We start from the raw sequence: 15,296 nt of genomic DNA, 5'->3' as shown, positions 1-15,296 counted from the left end.
GTTGAAAAAATTAATCTTTAACTTGACGAACTACATCAATAACCGATCCATCTCGGAAGTGGACAACCCCAACGATTTTATCTTCAAATTCGATTGGTTTAGGCTCACCAGTTAAAGAAACTGCGCGTTGATAAAGCTCTTCAATGGTCATAATTGGTAAATTTGCTGCTTTTAAACGTTCAGCAATTTCTGGACGGTTAGGGTTAACAGCAATACCATGATCGGTAACCAGCACATCAACGCTTTCACCTGGTGTGACAAGTGTCGTTACTTTCTTAATCACAGTTGGTATACGGCTACGAATCAATGGAGCAACAATTATCGTTAAGTTTGCGCCAGCTGCAGTATCACAGTGACCACCAGATGCACCGCGCATAACACCGTCAGAACCTGTTAATACGTTAACATTGTAATCAAGATCGATTTCTAATGCACTAAGGATAACAATATCCAACTCATCCACACTCGCCCCTTTCGATGCAGGATTTGCATAGACATTGGTTGAGACTTCGATATGATCTCGGTTTTTACCTAAAGATTGTCCTGCTGTGCCGTCAAAGCTTTGCGTATCTAATAAACGTTTAACTAACCCTTTTTCATGTAAATCCACAATACTTGCTGTAATACCGCCTAATGCAAATGATGCAGTGATATTTTTAGCTCGCATACGATTTTCTAAGAATCGGGTTGCCGCTGTTGAAGACGCACCGGAACCGGTCTGAATTGAAAAACCATCTTTGAAATAACCAGAATATTCGATAACATCGGCAGCATAACGTGCGATCATCAATTCGCGCGGATTACTCGTGATACGTGCTGCACCAACACTGATTTTAGTTGGGTCTCCAACTTCATCCACTTTGACAATATAATCGACTTGATCTTGGCGAATACTTGCTGGATGATTTGGATAACCAACGATATCTTCAGTCAACAAAACTACTTTTTTCGCAAACTGCGCATCAACCATAGCATAACCCAAAGCACCACATTGTGATTTACCAGATACACCATTTGCATTACCTTGTTCATCGGCAGTTGAAACCGCTAAAAATGCGATATCAATATTAATTTCCCCACTTTGAATAAGTTTTACTCGTCCACCATGAGAATGGATATGTACTGGATTTTCCATTAAACCGTGAGAAATCGCATCAGCTAATTTGCCTCGTAAACCAGACGTATAAATTTTTGTGATAACCCCTGCTTCAATATGAGGAATCAAGGCAGAGTTACAACTTAATAATGAACTAGATGCTAAGGTTAAATTTTTAATACCTAAGTTGCTGATAGTTTCCACAACTTTATTAATAACCTTATCCCCTTCACGGAATGCGTGATGGAAAGAGATCGTCATACCATCGCGTAATTCACATTTTTTTATCGCTTGCTCAATAGAATCACATAATTTACGAGTATATTTAGATTCATCTTTTAAATAAGGTGTTGTTGCATTAGCGTCAACAAATGGCGTAATATTTTTGAGATCTGGATGCTGTCTTAGCAAATCATCAATTTTTTTGTTTAGAGAAGTCGTCATTTTTCAATCCTATCAAAATTCTTTACGTACACCAGAATATTTAGCTAATTCAATAACCTTTCTGGCACGAGCAATAATCGGCGCATCAATCATTTTGCCATTTAGAGAAATAACGCCTAGGCCTTTTCTCTCTCCTTCTTCTGCTGCTTCAACCACTTTTTGTGCATTTTCAACTTCTGCCGCTGTTGGCGCATAAGCATTATGTAGTAACTCAATTTGTCTTGGATTAATCAGTGATTTACCGTTATAACCTAATTTTTTGATTAAGCTAACTTCTTTTAAGAAGCCTTCATCATCATTAACATTTGAGTAAACGACGTCAAATGCATCAATACCGGCCACTCGTGCTGCATGTAAAACAGCACAGCGTGCATAAAATAATTCCGTACCGTCCCCACGCTCAGTTTGCATATCAACTAAATAGTCGAACGCCGCTAACGCTATACCAATTAAACGTGGTGAAGCTTTAGCAATGGAAACAGCATTGACCACACCTAGAGCTGATTCGATAGCCGCCATTAATTTAGTACTACCTACTTCACGACCACACTCTTTTTCAATTCGTTCAACATGTGCTTCTAACTCATGGATATCTTCTGCGCTATTTGTCATTGGTAAACGAACTACATCTACACCAGCTCTAACTACAGCTTCAAGGTCTTTTAAACCAAATGGCGTGTTAAGGGCATTGATACGAACGACTGTTTCTATACCATGTTCTCGATAAACCGGTAATAGTAGTGTTTGAGCAACTAACAAGCGAGCAGAATCTTTTTCTTTGATTGAAACGGCATCTTCAAGGTCAAACATGATTGAATCAGGTTTGTAAACAAAAGAAGTTGATAACATTGCGGCATTGGCACCCGGCAGAAATAACATACTGCGACGTATTTTTTTCATAGTAACTTACTCCAATCTAAATTTTCTTCTTCTGCACCACGCAATACGGCACACTGAACTCTTGCTTTAATAGCGCAATCAAGTGCCCCTTTATCATCAATAATAATTAAACCATCAGTGACGTTGAGATCATTTAAAGTTTGATCAACTACAGTACGTATTTGATCGCCGAATTGTTTATTAACATCGCTATTAATAACAATTTCGATTCCTGTATTAGGACTAACTTTCACTAACAAATCACTTGATTCGAGAGTGCCAGCCATCGCATCTTTTTTAATTTTCATTTAGTTACCTTTTGAACGAATTAATTTTTTGACTGAATCTAAATTTGCCTCTAGATAATTCCAAGTTGTATCCGGAACTAATCGCTTAACCTGCTCATATTGCTCAGCGGCGAGCAGTTTTCTAACTAAAGAAGCCGATATAATATCTTCTCCTTCAAGGATGCGCTGAATTTCAATTAATGTAATGACCGGATATGAACTGACGTCTTTATCCTGTAACCAATAGCGCATAGAAGTATTATAAGCATTTGTCACTTGGCTATAGGGTTCGGTACCAACAAAACGGTAGGTGATATTCAGCGCTGGTGCAATATAATTACGGAAAATTAATAAATCGATCCCCATGTAGGCGTAATCAATTTTAATATTATCTTTCAAAAAATAAGTGGGAAATGTCGCTCTTGATATGATATATGAAGAACTTGCATGCACTGTAATATTTTTTAAATGCTTAGCACCTTCTTTTACTAATTGTAGACGTACATCAAACGGAAATAATGACACATTCTCATTAACCACAAAAACATGTAACCAGTCACATTGGCTGGCTGCATATTCTAAAAGATGTTGGTGGCCTTTAGTAAACGGATTAGCATTCATTACCACACTACCAATTTTAGCACCGTTTTGGCGTTGTTCGCTTAGCTGTTTGCAGTACTGCTTAATCCCAACTGGAGTGTTTTCCATTAACACAACCAGATTATTAATTTCAACGATAGGATAAAATCCACATCCTTTAAAAAAGTCAATATTTTCAGGTTTAGTATATAAAAACAGATGAAAATGACCCTGTTCATTGGCATATTTAATCACATGATCTAACAATGTTAGATTAAGTTGATTACCACGATAATTTGGGTCAATTGCAACACATTTAATGATATTATTATCAATACCTGCACAAGCCACCATTTTACCGTCCATGTTAGCGACAATAAAAATGTTAACTTGAGGGTCTAAGTTTAGATCCGATAATGTTAACAATTGTATGATTTGTTCACGCTCAGATAATGATTTAGAGATATCAACAACTGAAAAATCGACTAAACTATACATAATACCACCTACTTTTCTGCTACCACATAATTAGTCAAACGACCAATCCCCGTAATTTCAACTTCAATTTTATCGCCATCTTTCATAAATACAGGTGGGTTACGTTTTTTACCTACACCACCTGGTGACCCAGTAAGAATTACATCGCCCGGTGATAAACGGGTGAAAGTACTGATATATGAAATCAATTCTGGTACGGTATGAACTAAGTTCTTGACTGAATCACGTTGCATTTCTTGACCATTTAAATAGGTCGCTAAGGTTAATACTTTAGGATCAGGAATTTCATCAGTAGTAGTTAAACATGGACCAAATGCACCGGTACTTGGCCAGTTTTTACCAGCAGTAAACCAAGAATACTGCCAATCGCGAATTGAACCATCCATGTAACAACTATAACCCGCTACATATGATAAAGCTTCTTCTGGTTGAATACGAAAAGCGGTTTTACCAATGACAATCGCTAATTCACCTTCGTAATCGAGTTCTTCAGTAATGGCCGGTTTAATAATATCGGTTTTATGACCAGTTTGTGAATCCGGAAAACGAACAAACAACGTTGGAGCCGAACTTGTTTCATTAAATTCAGCACGTTTTTCGGCATAATTCATACCAACGCATAAAATCTTATTTGGATTTGGAATGACAGGTAAATAAGTAATATCTTGCTCATTGATATCACTCGCTTCATTTATATAGTTTTTAGCAAGCGCTAAACCTTCACTATCACTAATTAATGATTTTAGGTCGACATATTTATCACCGAATCTTTGTTTTAAATCAACAATACCATTATTAGTGAGAAGACCAAAACTTGCTCTCCCTGAGACAAGATAACTAACAAGCTTCATGAAAACTCCTTAAAAGCTATTTATACTAAATATAACTAATTCAAAATAGACAACCTTAGTATAAACTAAGGTTGCATTTTGAATTGTAAAATCTATACTAAGAAATTGCCGAGAATAAGTAATGACACAGAAACATTGATTGCACCACCGATACGAGTTGCAATTTGAGCAAATGGCATTAATTCCATACGTTCAGCTGCAGTTAAAATTGCCACATCACCGGTACCACCTTGACCACTTTGACAACATGAAATGACTGCTGCATCTACTGGGTACATACCAAGTAATTTGGAAACAAAGAAACCTGTGGAAACTAAGCTCACTACTGTACAAACAATAACAATTAAATTAGTAATTGTGAAAGCATCAACAATTCTTTCCCATGGCGTAATTGCCACACCTACTGCAAATAGAATAGGATACGTCACAGATGTCTGGAAAAACTTATAAACAACTTGTGAACCACTCAATACTTTTGGTGAAACACCTGATATTAATTTAACAAATACAGCTGCAAATAACATCCCCACTGGTGCAGGAAGACCAACTAATTTATGACCAATCATACCAACCATATAAAGAATAGCCGCTAATAATACTCCTGAGGCAAAAGTGGTAACATCCATTGCCATTTCTGTTTTAGCCCCTTTTTGGTTCATCATTTCGTCGTCTTTTGCAGCCGGTAGTAAACGACCATTACCAGTTAAATGCGGATACACTTTACCAATACGGTTAAGTACACCACCACAAATAATTCCAGTTAAACCACCTAACATAACGATAGGTAGAACCCGACCAAGTGCATCACCTTGCTCCATACCTAAAATTGAAGCGTAACCAATAGAAAGTGGAATAGCTCCTTCACCAACACCACCTGCCATAATAGGTAATACTAAGAAGAAGAATGTTTCAAAAGGTGTTAAACCAAGAATATAGCCGACTGTTACACCGACAACCATACCAACAATCTCACCACAAAGCATCGGAGCAAAGATTCTTAAAAAACCTTGAATAAGCGTGCGCTTATCCATGTTCATAATACTTCCCACGATAATACAACAGATATATAAATAAAGAATATGGGTATCTTTATAGAACTTAGTTGTTGCTTCAACGATAGGTTGAGGAAGGATACCATAATAAACTAATGCAGAAGGAATAAAGGTTGCACAAATTGCTGCTGCCCCCATTTTCCCAACGATTGGTAAACGTTTACCGATTTCACCACATAAAAAACCAAAAAAAGCACAGGTTACAACCATAACAACAATTTCACTCGGTAATTTCCCTGTTACTAATACTTCAGCAAAAATCATTAGCCCTGCAATGATAAATAATGGCAGTGGTATTACACCAATTTTGTAATTGTCCATTAATTTCCACCAGCCATATGGCCAAAAATTTTGCTTTTCACTAGTGTTGTTTTTCAAACCACTATCAATCATACGTCAAATTCTCCAAGATTTAAGATTAAGGATTAATTGGCGCGTATAGTGGCAAAAAAAATTAACAAATTCTGTGACTTATATCAAAGAAAATTTGTGGTTTTTATGGTCTTAAATGATTTATAAATTTCAATCCTATGTTAGACTTTCTGCATGTTTATTCCATAATCAATTGTTTTTATTGTACGATGAAAATGAAATGTTTTTCATTCACCACAAAGCTTTTTTTATCTTTATTACTATTAATGATCATTTCATTAACACTTTTACAAAGTTATATCTGGAGCTTAACAGAAACTGATCTTTATCGTAATTTAGGTCAAAAAGCGCAAGTTCAAGCTAAAGAATTAGCGGTTATTCCAAGCCTTATCCAATATGTTCAAAATAAAGATACTGATAAGATTGCTCAATTGGTCACTGATATCTATAAACAGAGTGATGCGAGTTTTATTGTAATTGGCGATAATCAAGCTCATCGTCTTTTTCATACAGCCAATAGTCCATTATATGTACCGATGTTAGGAGGAGATAATCAAGAAGTATTGAGTGGCAATAGTATTATCACCATTCGAGAAGGTTCACTAGGGGCGTCATTGCGAGGGAAAGCTCCAATAATCAATGATGATAATCAAGTCATTGGTATTGTTTCCGTTGGGTACTTAGTTGATAACATTTCTCAATTACATAGAGAAAGGTTAATTCCTTTTATTATCTTTTGCGGGTTATTATTTTTAGCTTTATTTATTTTCTCATTATGTTTCACTAAGTTAATTAAAAAACAAATGTTTAATCTTGAACCTAAAAGTATAGCCTTATTAGTAAAGAGCCAAAAATCGATTATGGAAGCGATTTTTGAAGGCATCATTGCAATTGATACCCATTATAACATCACAAATATCAATCAGTCAGCCCGTAAAATGTTAAATATAACTAATAATAACAAAGAGTTAGTTAATCATAATATATCTGATATTATAAAAGCAACTGATTTTATTTATAATAGTAATAATCAGATGGAAGATTTGCATGATCATATCTGCCATTTTAATGATTGTTTAGTGATCGCTAATCGCGTGAGAGTCATTGTTGATGATAAAATTCAAGGGTGGGTGATTACATTTCGTAAATTCGATGAAGTGAATTTATTAAGTTCGCAATTAACCCAAATTACTCAATATGTAGATAATTTACGCGCTTTACGTCATGAACATTTGAACTGGATGGCAACGTTGTCTGGTTTAATTTACATGAAACGCTACCAAGAAGCGCAAGATTTTATTACGATACACTCGATAGATAATCAAAAATGTTTAGATTTTATTACTCAACATTTCAAAATTCCAGCCATCTGCGGTTTATTAATCGGAAAATTTTCTAAATCCCATGAATTAGGATTAAAACTAATCTTTGATCCTGCATGTCAATTATCTAGGTTACCATCAACAATCTCTGAAATAGAATTTATGTCGATTTTAGGGAACTTATTAGATAACGCTTTTAATGCTTGCCTAAAAAATCAACAAGGTGATAAATCAGTGCTGTTATATTTAAGTGATGCAACCGATGAAATCGTATTAGAAGTCAGTGATCAAGGATGTGGCATTGATGACAAACTTCGTGATTCGATGTTTCAACCTGGAGTTACCTCACAAAACCCCAAAGAACATGGTATTGGGCTACATCTTGTAGCAACTTTCACCCAAAAAGCAAATGGGTATATTACTTATGATAATAATGAACCATATGGCACCATTTTCTCTGTTTTTATACCAAAATATTGAGAGTACAACATGAATAAAGCAAATGATAATATTATACAAGCACTTATCGTAGAAGATGAGCCAATATTAGCTGAATTAACGGCTGAATTTATTCAACGCGATCCGAAAGTTAAAGCATTAGCCATTGCATCTAACTTAACGGATGCAAAAATGATGGTTGAAAAACTGAAACCTAATCTGGTTATACTGGATAATTTTTTACCAGATGGTCAAGGTATCGAATTATTTGAATATATTATTAATAATCAACTAAATTGCTATGTCATTTTTATCACTGCGGCGAGTGACATTGAAACCTGTAGCAAGGCGATACGCTACGGGGCTTTTGACTATCTCATTAAACCGGTATCGTATCAACGATTAAAGCATTCGCTTGAACGTTTTCAATTGTTTTTATACCGACAAAGCATTCAACAACACCTTAACCAGCGTCGAATTGATGAATTATTCAATTTACAAACTAAAGACTTTGTCGATATGAATCGTCATTCTAAAGGTATTGAAGAAATTACCTTACAAAAAGTCAAAGATGTATTTACTCAAAGCGATGAACCACAAACAGTTGAGGATGTGGTTAGAAAAACGGGAATTAGTAAAACCACTGCCCGTAGATATTTAGAATACTGTGTACAAACAAAATTGTTAATTGTCGAGATAAATCACGGCAAAATTGGTCGTCCAGAAAGATTATATAAGCAACTTAATAAGTAAAAGTGGTTTCTGATTAATATTGGTATTGGGCAAGAAACCAAGTTATGGCAATTAGATCTGCCGAGCCTCCAGGGCTTAAATTGCGTGCAATTAACTGTTGATCAAATTCAATTAAATGATTATCGCCATTTTGATGAGTTATTCCGCCTAGTTTAACTAACTTTTGTGCAGTATTTTGCACAAAATGAAGTCCTTCAAGCCCGCCTCTTGATACTAAATTAGTGTCTTGGTTAAAGGCTAACAAATGTAACATTGCTTGTAATAGGCTGGTTTCCTCATCGAAACCAGCTAGTTGCATCTGATGATAAATAGGTAATGATATTTGTCTTACTGTGGCATAACCAGATTCTGCTTCACCACGAGCTCCCGATAAACGATGTCGAATAAAAAGTTGTTCTCCCATGGTTTGAGCTGAATTAGATCGCGCTAACTCATTATCAACAATACCATGACAAAAAGTGGCCAAAGTATTGCAAATGACCTCGACATTTAAATGTTTTTGTTGCTGTTGTAAATAACCGATGACCCCAAGTAATAATCCAAAGGCAAAGATCCCACCTTTATGGGTATTGACACCGTTAGTCGCTTGATACATAGCCTGCTCGCAAGCTAACCCTATTGGTCGAATCCCCGCCAGAAAATTAGATTGATGTTGTGGCTTTAATCGGTAACCATAAAGGTAAAAATCATCAAACCATTGAGATATTGCTTTAATACTAGCAATAAAGGTATTGAAGTTCATGTCGCGATGCGAACCATTATTCATCATGTCTACTAATCCCGGTTTGGGTGATAAACAGACTTCCTTTAATAAGGCCTGTAAAGCTAATTGGCTAGGATAATGTTGAAAATTGCTAAGGTTTAGCTCATTAGCTAGTAATGCAACCTGTTTGGTAGAATAATTCATTTAAAACCTATTTAAACTGCCCGTCTAACCAAAGCGGATGACGTAAATCAAAAAATGCTTATAAAAATTATAATCGCTTAACTATACTGTGATCATAATTTAATACAATATTATTTTTTGATATAAGCATCAATTATAAAATAATCAACCATAAGAAATTAAAAATAACCTATTGATTTAATTAATAAAATTAACAGTAATGCTAAGATTTAACTTTTATAAACAACAAAATCATCCTAAAATAAATAATAAGATATTAATTTTATTGAAGATTTTATTATGTTAAACGTTTACGTATTACTTCTTTTAACATTTTGTTCCTTTTCAACCTATGCTAGCCATATTTCAGATTTATGGCTAAATATCAAGCAAACATTAACCGACACGTGGAAGAGTGATCAATATGAACTCTATATTCCAGCCAATACTTGGCATAATCGTGCCACTTATGATAAAGATAAAATCGATAGTTATAATGAACGACCTTGGGGGATTGGTGCTGGTGTTTATCGATTTGATAAAAATGGTGACTGGCATGCACTTTATATCATGGAATTTCAAGATTCACATAATGTCATTGAACCATTCGCTGGCTATGGCTATCAAACCTATTGGCGCCCAACCGAAAACCAAAAATTACGCTTTGGAATTGGCTATACCATTGGTATTACAGCACGACGGGATTATAACTGGATCCCTTTTCCTGCCCCACTACCATTAGCTTCAATAGAATATGATCGATTATCTATACAAAGTACTTATGTACCTGGAATTAAACACAATACGGGTAATATTTTATTTACTTGGTTACGTTGGCAATTATAAATATTAAGAATAATCACAATCTAAAATAAAAACCCACTGAAATTTCAGTGGGTTTTATTAAAATCAGGACTAAGTATAATTACTTACCTTGACCTTTAACTTCTTTTAAACCGTTGAATGGTGCTTTTTCACCAAGTGCTTCTTCAATACGGATTAATTGGTTATATTTAGCAATACGGTCAGAACGGCTCATAGAACCAGTTTTGATTTGACCTGCTGCTAAACCAACTGCTAAATCAGCAATGGTTGAATCTTCTGATTCACCACTACGATGTGAAATTACCGCAGTGTAACCAGCATCTTTCGCCATTTTCACTGCAGCGATAGATTCAGTTAAGGTACCAATTTGGTTAACTTTAACTAAGATAGAGTTAGCGATACCCTTTTCAATACCTTGTTTAAAAATTTTAGTATTTGTAACAAATAGATCATCACCAACTAATTGAATTTTGTGACCTAATGCTTTAGTTTGATATGCCCAACCTTCCCAATCGCTTTCATCTAAACCATCTTCAATTGATACGATAGGATATTGTTCAGTTAAACTTTCTAAATAATGGGTGAATTCTTGAGCAGTAAACTCTTTATTTCCTTCACCTTTTAATACATATTTACCGGTTTCTTTATTATAGAATTCAGAAGCAGCACAGTCCATCGCTAATGTGATATCTTTACCTAATACATAACCTGCTTTTTCTACCGCTTCTTTAATGCAAGCTAATGCATCAGCATTAGATGCTAAGTTAGGAGCAAAACCACCTTCATCACCTACTGCGGTATTCATACCTTTAGCATGTAATACTTTTGCTAGATTATGGAAAACTTCAGAACCGATACGAATTGCTTCACGTACTGTTTTAGCACCAACTGGCTGAATCATAAACTCTTGTAGATCAATATTGTTATCAGCATGTTCACCACCATTGATGATATTCATCATTGGAAGTGGCATAGAATATTGACCTGGAGTACCATTTAAATCAGCGATATGTGCAAATAGTGGTACACCTTTAGCTGCTGCAGCAGCTTTAGCATTAGCTAAAGATACAGATAAAATAGCATTAGCACCTAAGTTAGATTTAAAATCAGTACCGTCTAAATCTAGCATGATTTGGTCAACAGCGGCTTGATCTAATGCATCTTTACCGATTAATGCACTCGCAATCGGACCATTAACGTTAGCTACTGCTTTTAATACCCCTTTCCCTAAAAAGCGAGATTTATCGCCATCACGCAGTTCTAATGCTTCACGAGAACCTGTTGAAGCACCTGATGGAACAATAGCTAGTCCTACAAATCCACCTTCTAAGTGAACCTCAGCTTCTACAGTTGGATTCCCACGCGAATCAATCACTTCACGAGCATGAACTTTAACGATCTTTGCCATTTTTTTTTCCTCTTATGACATAATTAATAATAAAATTTTAACTCAAACTTTAATGCTGTTGATAATCCTTTGCAGCACGAATGAAACTACTAAATAGTGGATGGCCATCTCTTGGTGTAGATGTAAATTCCGGGTGGAACTGACAGGCCACAAACCATGGATGATCTGGATTTTCAATAATTTCAACTAATTTTCTATCAGTAGATAAACCTGTAACTTTTAAACCTGCTTTAACAATTTCAGGTAATAAACTATTGTTCACTTCATAACGATGACGATGACGTTCTATAATCGAATCTTTATTGTACATTTTGTGAATTAAAGAATTAGGTTCTAAGTGGCAAATTTGTGCGCCTAACCTCATAGTGCCACCAAGATCACTGTTTTCACTACGTTGCACCACTTCGCCGGATTCATCACTCCATTCAGTAATCAGCGCTACCACTGGGTTTTCACAGTCTTTTACAAATTCGGTCGAATTCGCATCTTTAATACCAGCAACATTACGTGCAAATTCGATTAAAGCAACTTGCAAACCTAAGCATATGCCTAAATAAGGAACTTTATTTTCACGAGCATATCGTGCAGCAAGGATTTTACCTTCCACACCACGATAGCCAAAACCACCTGGAATGAGAATACCATCCAGATCTTTAAGCATGTCGACCCCTTTTGATTCTAAATCTTCAGAATCGATATAACGAATATGGACAGAAATGCGATTTTTTAAACCACCATGTTTTAATGCTTCATTAACCGATTTATAGGCATCAGGTAACTCAGTATATTTTCCCACCATCCCGATGGTAACTTCACCAACAGGATTGGCTTCTTCGAAAATTACTTGATCCCATTCCGATAAATCGGCTTGCGCACAATCTAAATGAAATCGATTACAAACGTAACTATCTAACCCTTGGGATTTTAACAATGCTGGAATTTTATAAATAGAATCAACATCTTTTAATGAAATAACGGCTTTTTCCGGCACATTACAAAATAGCGCAATTTTCGCTCTTTCATTTGCTGGTACTGCTCTATCAGAACGGCAAATTAAGATATCGGGTTGAATACCAATAGATAACAACTCTTTAACTGAATGTTGCGTCGGTTTCGTTTTTACTTCACCTGATGAAGGTAAATAAGGTACTAATGTTAAGTGCATAAATAAAGTATGTTCACGCCCTACATCAACTGCAAGTTGACGGATCGCTTCCAAGAAAGGTAATGATTCAATATCACCGACTGTCCCGCCGATTTCTACAATCGCAACATCAAATCCGTTTGCCCCTTCGATAACTTTTTCTTTTATTGCATTAGTAATATGAGGAATCACCTGAATTGTCGCACCCAAATAATCACCACGACGTTCTTTACGCAATACATCAGAATAGATACGACCTGTTGTGAAATTATTTTTACGAGTCATTTTAGTACGAATAAAACGTTCGTAATGACCCAAATCTAAATCCGTTTCCGCGCCATCGTCTGTAACAAAAACTTCCCCATGTTGAATTGGGCTCATTGTACCAGGATCAACGTTAATATAGGGATCAAGTTTAAGCATGGTCACTTTTAAACCACGCGCTTCAAGAATAGCAGCTAGAGATGCTGCCGCAATGCCTTTACCAAGGGAAGAAACTACACCGCCCGTAACAAAGATATAATTTGTGACCATAAAAAATAGTACCTTTATTTTTAATAACAAGAATTAATAGTGCCGGTTTATTAAACGATATACATACGAAATTAACCAAGACATTATTATCAACAAGACGGGAGCGTAGTATAACAGAACCGATCTATAGCCACAATCAAATAATTTTATTTTTAAGTGCTCGTGTTAATAAAATTGTTTAGCCGAACGGATAACTTTAGCAAAGGTATGGGTGAGTAAATGAGGAATTGTTTGCATGCCTCGCTTTCTGACATCATCGCATATTGCAATCGCTAAATCCGGTTTAGAACTTTTGCGTATTGCTTTATGAACAATACGATTAACTGGCATATCAATATGCTCAGTAGTGTTAAAACCAATCTGTTTGTAAACATGACTAAATCCATGTTCAAATAGAAAATTTTCGATATCCCGTGCTGGCAATATTGTCAAAAACTGATGAATATCACTTCCTTCTGGGCATAGTGTGCGCACCGTATCGGCATATTTTTTGCCTGCCGCATCACCATCAGTGATCACATACCAATGAATACCCATTTTATTCGCATAACGGATTAACGGTTTTAGTCCACATTGAGCAAACTCAATCAATTGTATACCTTCAGTGTTGAGATGATAACCACTGAGTTCGGCAAGTTCTCTTAATAGCCAAACTTCCGTTTCACCTTCTACAAGTAACCAACAACGCGCAAACACTGCTGATGCCCGACGATATAGAATATGAAATAAAATTTTACGATTGTCATCACGACTTAATCCGTGTTCACCAGTATGCATAGCAATAATACCTGATGGTTTACGGATAAGATGATAAATATGGTTTAATGAAAATAATGACACTAAATCACTTGAATTAGTGGTAATAAACTTTTGCGCGGGAAAATTTTTTAGTAACCGAAATCCAACCGATAAAATAATCGGGTGTAATTGACTTTCTGGTTCCTCAAGGATCATTATTGGTGTAGCTTGTTGGTTTAATTGCTTCCCTTCTTGCGCCAGAAATAAAGATCCAAAAATGCCGAGTAACATTGTTCGGGTATAATGATCATCGAGATCATCAAGTATATTATTTAGCCGAGCTAAAGAATCCCAAGCTTGATTACTAGCTGGTGATTGGCAAAATTGCTTCTTGTAGCGTAAGCGTGAAGGATCATAAGCTAAATAATATTCAAACAATGCTTTTGCTGCTGCTAAACTTTTGGTTAAATCATCAGCAGAAAACTGCTGAGCACGCTCTGATAATTGCATTGCTAATTGCTTAGCATAATAATCAGAAAGTGGCTGATTGGTAACAGGTAAACAGCTATCATCAACTGGATTTTTTAATCGCATCACTGGATGAAGATTAATTAATTGTGTAATCAAATCTTGCTGATTAACATGAGTCATTACCTTACCATTTTGATCTAATAATTCATGTTTGGTAACAATGGCATTTTCTACCTTAGTTGCTTCAATAAGATAAGTAATAGATTTATGCTTATCCATTGTTTGATAGGCAATAGCATTTAATGATTGATAAGCTGGCGTATCTAATTCATGATCAGCCAATTCGGTAAAAATAAAACGTACAGTTGCAGTATTTGGCTGATAATGCTCATCATCGAAAAAATCACTTTCGGTAAACTGATAAAATAAATTATCCAATGATAATAACATTAAAGCACTAATTAAACTTGAACGCCCCCATTGATTTTCACCAATCATGACATTCGCATCTTTATTCAACGCTAAGGTCAACTGTTTTATACCTTTAAAACCATTTATATAAACTTCAGATAAATACATTAAAGTTGCCTTATTTTCAATATAATATAAGCCTATATCATAGCTAACTTAATGGAAATTGTACAAATACCTTTTAATATGTATTTAAGTGTATAACTACATGTAATTAAAACGAAACAATAATGTATTTAATCAAATAC

Annotated in this window: 13 protein-coding genes; 3 read left to right on the top strand and 10 right to left on the bottom strand. The window is 35.4% G+C overall.

Translation table 11 applies throughout. The annotated features are described in order from the left end of the window. Positions 1-10: 10 nt before the first annotated feature. The 6 genes from citF to JMI89_RS05710 all read right to left on the bottom strand — a co-directional run bounded on the left by citF (position 11) and on the right by JMI89_RS05710 (position 6,079). A complete protein-coding gene (gene citF, locus JMI89_RS05735; protein ID WP_187754588.1) occupies positions 11-1,540 on the bottom strand; it encodes a citrate lyase subunit alpha in 1,530 nt (509 codons plus the stop codon). 12 nt (positions 1,541-1,552) lie between these two features. Next, entirely contained in the window at positions 1,553-2,440 is an 888-nt protein-coding gene (gene citE / locus JMI89_RS05730; protein WP_187754587.1) for a citrate (pro-3S)-lyase subunit beta, read from the bottom strand. Further along, complete coding sequence (gene citD, locus JMI89_RS05725) at positions 2,437-2,727, bottom strand: citrate lyase acyl carrier protein (RefSeq protein ID WP_187754586.1); 291 nt, start codon at positions 2,725-2,727, stop codon at positions 2,437-2,439. The genes citE and citD overlap by 4 nt, the downstream gene beginning before the upstream one ends. Then, a complete protein-coding gene (citC, locus tag JMI89_RS05720) occupies positions 2,728-3,783 on the bottom strand; it encodes a [citrate (pro-3S)-lyase] ligase (protein ID WP_187754585.1) in 1,056 nt (351 codons plus the stop codon). A gap of 8 nt (positions 3,784-3,791) precedes the next feature. Then, positions 3,792-4,634, bottom strand: a complete 843-nt coding sequence (locus JMI89_RS05715; RefSeq protein ID WP_187754584.1) for a fumarylacetoacetate hydrolase family protein — start codon at positions 4,632-4,634, stop codon at positions 3,792-3,794. Between the two features lie 92 nt (positions 4,635-4,726). After that, positions 4,727-6,079, bottom strand: coding sequence for a 2-hydroxycarboxylate transporter family protein (locus JMI89_RS05710; RefSeq protein ID WP_187754583.1), 1,353 nt, complete (start codon positions 6,077-6,079; stop codon positions 4,727-4,729). A gap of 194 nt (positions 6,080-6,273) precedes the next feature. On the opposite strand from JMI89_RS05710, the gene JMI89_RS05705 reads away from it, so the two are divergent. Beyond that, positions 6,274-7,860, top strand: coding sequence for a sensor histidine kinase (locus JMI89_RS05705; protein WP_220679540.1), 1,587 nt, complete (start codon positions 6,274-6,276; stop codon positions 7,858-7,860). Positions 7,861-7,869: 9 nt separating this feature from the next. Then, entirely contained in the window at positions 7,870-8,571 is a 702-nt protein-coding gene (locus tag JMI89_RS05700) for a response regulator (RefSeq protein ID WP_187754581.1), read from the top strand. A gap of 13 nt (positions 8,572-8,584) precedes the next feature. Here JMI89_RS05700 and citG read toward each other — a convergent pair whose 3' ends face one another. Continuing rightward, positions 8,585-9,478, bottom strand: coding sequence for a triphosphoribosyl-dephospho-CoA synthase CitG (gene citG / locus JMI89_RS05695; RefSeq protein WP_220679539.1), 894 nt, complete (start codon positions 9,476-9,478; stop codon positions 8,585-8,587). A 279-nt stretch (positions 9,479-9,757) separates the two neighbouring features. On the opposite strand from citG, the gene pagP reads away from it, so the two are divergent. Further along, positions 9,758-10,303, top strand: a complete 546-nt coding sequence (pagP, locus tag JMI89_RS05690) for a lipid IV(A) palmitoyltransferase PagP (RefSeq protein ID WP_187754579.1) — start codon at positions 9,758-9,760, stop codon at positions 10,301-10,303. A 79-nt stretch (positions 10,304-10,382) separates the two neighbouring features. Here the strand turns inward: pagP and eno are convergent, their stop codons facing one another. The 3 genes from eno to JMI89_RS05675 form a co-directional block, all read right to left on the bottom strand. After that, on the bottom strand, positions 10,383-11,690 hold the full coding sequence (eno, locus tag JMI89_RS05685) for a phosphopyruvate hydratase (RefSeq protein WP_187754578.1): 1,308 nt from the start codon (positions 11,688-11,690) through the stop codon (positions 10,383-10,385). Positions 11,691-11,739: 49 nt separating this feature from the next. Continuing rightward, entirely contained in the window at positions 11,740-13,368 is a 1,629-nt protein-coding gene (pyrG, locus tag JMI89_RS05680; RefSeq protein WP_187754577.1) for a glutamine hydrolyzing CTP synthase, read from the bottom strand. A gap of 165 nt (positions 13,369-13,533) precedes the next feature. After that, positions 13,534-15,156, bottom strand: coding sequence for a DUF2813 domain-containing protein (locus tag JMI89_RS05675; RefSeq protein ID WP_220679538.1), 1,623 nt, complete (start codon positions 15,154-15,156; stop codon positions 13,534-13,536). Positions 15,157-15,296: the final 140 nt, after the last annotated feature.

The sequence above is a fragment of the Frischella sp. Ac48 genome (genome assembly GCF_019641635.1).
Classification (GTDB): domain Bacteria; phylum Pseudomonadota; class Gammaproteobacteria; order Enterobacterales; family Orbaceae; genus Frischella; species Frischella japonica.
Note: the sequence above shows the minus strand (reverse complement) of the source record. Positions and strands in the feature narration are given on the sequence as shown.

Excerpts from the sequence above, each read along its gene's own strand:
- citF (WP_187754588.1), bottom strand. The coding sequence starts at position 1,540 with ATGACGACTTCTCTAAACAAAAAAATTGATGATTTGCTAAGACAGCAT.
- citE (WP_187754587.1), bottom strand. The coding sequence starts at position 2,440 with ATGAAAAAAATACGTCGCAGTATGTTATTTCTGCCGGGTGCCAATGCC.
- citD (WP_187754586.1), bottom strand. The coding sequence starts at position 2,727 with ATGAAAATTAAAAAAGATGCGATGGCTGGCACTCTCGAATCAAGTGAT.
- citC (WP_187754585.1), bottom strand. The coding sequence starts at position 3,783 with ATGTATAGTTTAGTCGATTTTTCAGTTGTTGATATCTCTAAATCATTA.
- JMI89_RS05715 (WP_187754584.1), bottom strand. The coding sequence starts at position 4,634 with ATGAAGCTTGTTAGTTATCTTGTCTCAGGGAGAGCAAGTTTTGGTCTT.
- JMI89_RS05710 (WP_187754583.1), bottom strand. The coding sequence starts at position 6,079 with ATGATTGATAGTGGTTTGAAAAACAACACTAGTGAAAAGCAAAATTTT.
- JMI89_RS05705 (WP_220679540.1), top strand. The coding sequence starts at position 6,274 with ATGAAATGTTTTTCATTCACCACAAAGCTTTTTTTATCTTTATTACTA.
- JMI89_RS05700 (WP_187754581.1), top strand. The coding sequence starts at position 7,870 with ATGAATAAAGCAAATGATAATATTATACAAGCACTTATCGTAGAAGAT.
- citG (WP_220679539.1), bottom strand. The coding sequence starts at position 9,478 with ATGAATTATTCTACCAAACAGGTTGCATTACTAGCTAATGAGCTAAAC.
- pagP (WP_187754579.1), top strand. The coding sequence starts at position 9,758 with ATGTTAAACGTTTACGTATTACTTCTTTTAACATTTTGTTCCTTTTCA.
- eno (WP_187754578.1), bottom strand. The coding sequence starts at position 11,690 with ATGGCAAAGATCGTTAAAGTTCATGCTCGTGAAGTGATTGATTCGCGT.
- pyrG (WP_187754577.1), bottom strand. The coding sequence starts at position 13,368 with ATGGTCACAAATTATATCTTTGTTACGGGCGGTGTAGTTTCTTCCCTT.
- JMI89_RS05675 (WP_220679538.1), bottom strand. The coding sequence starts at position 15,156 with ATGTATTTATCTGAAGTTTATATAAATGGTTTTAAAGGTATAAAACAG.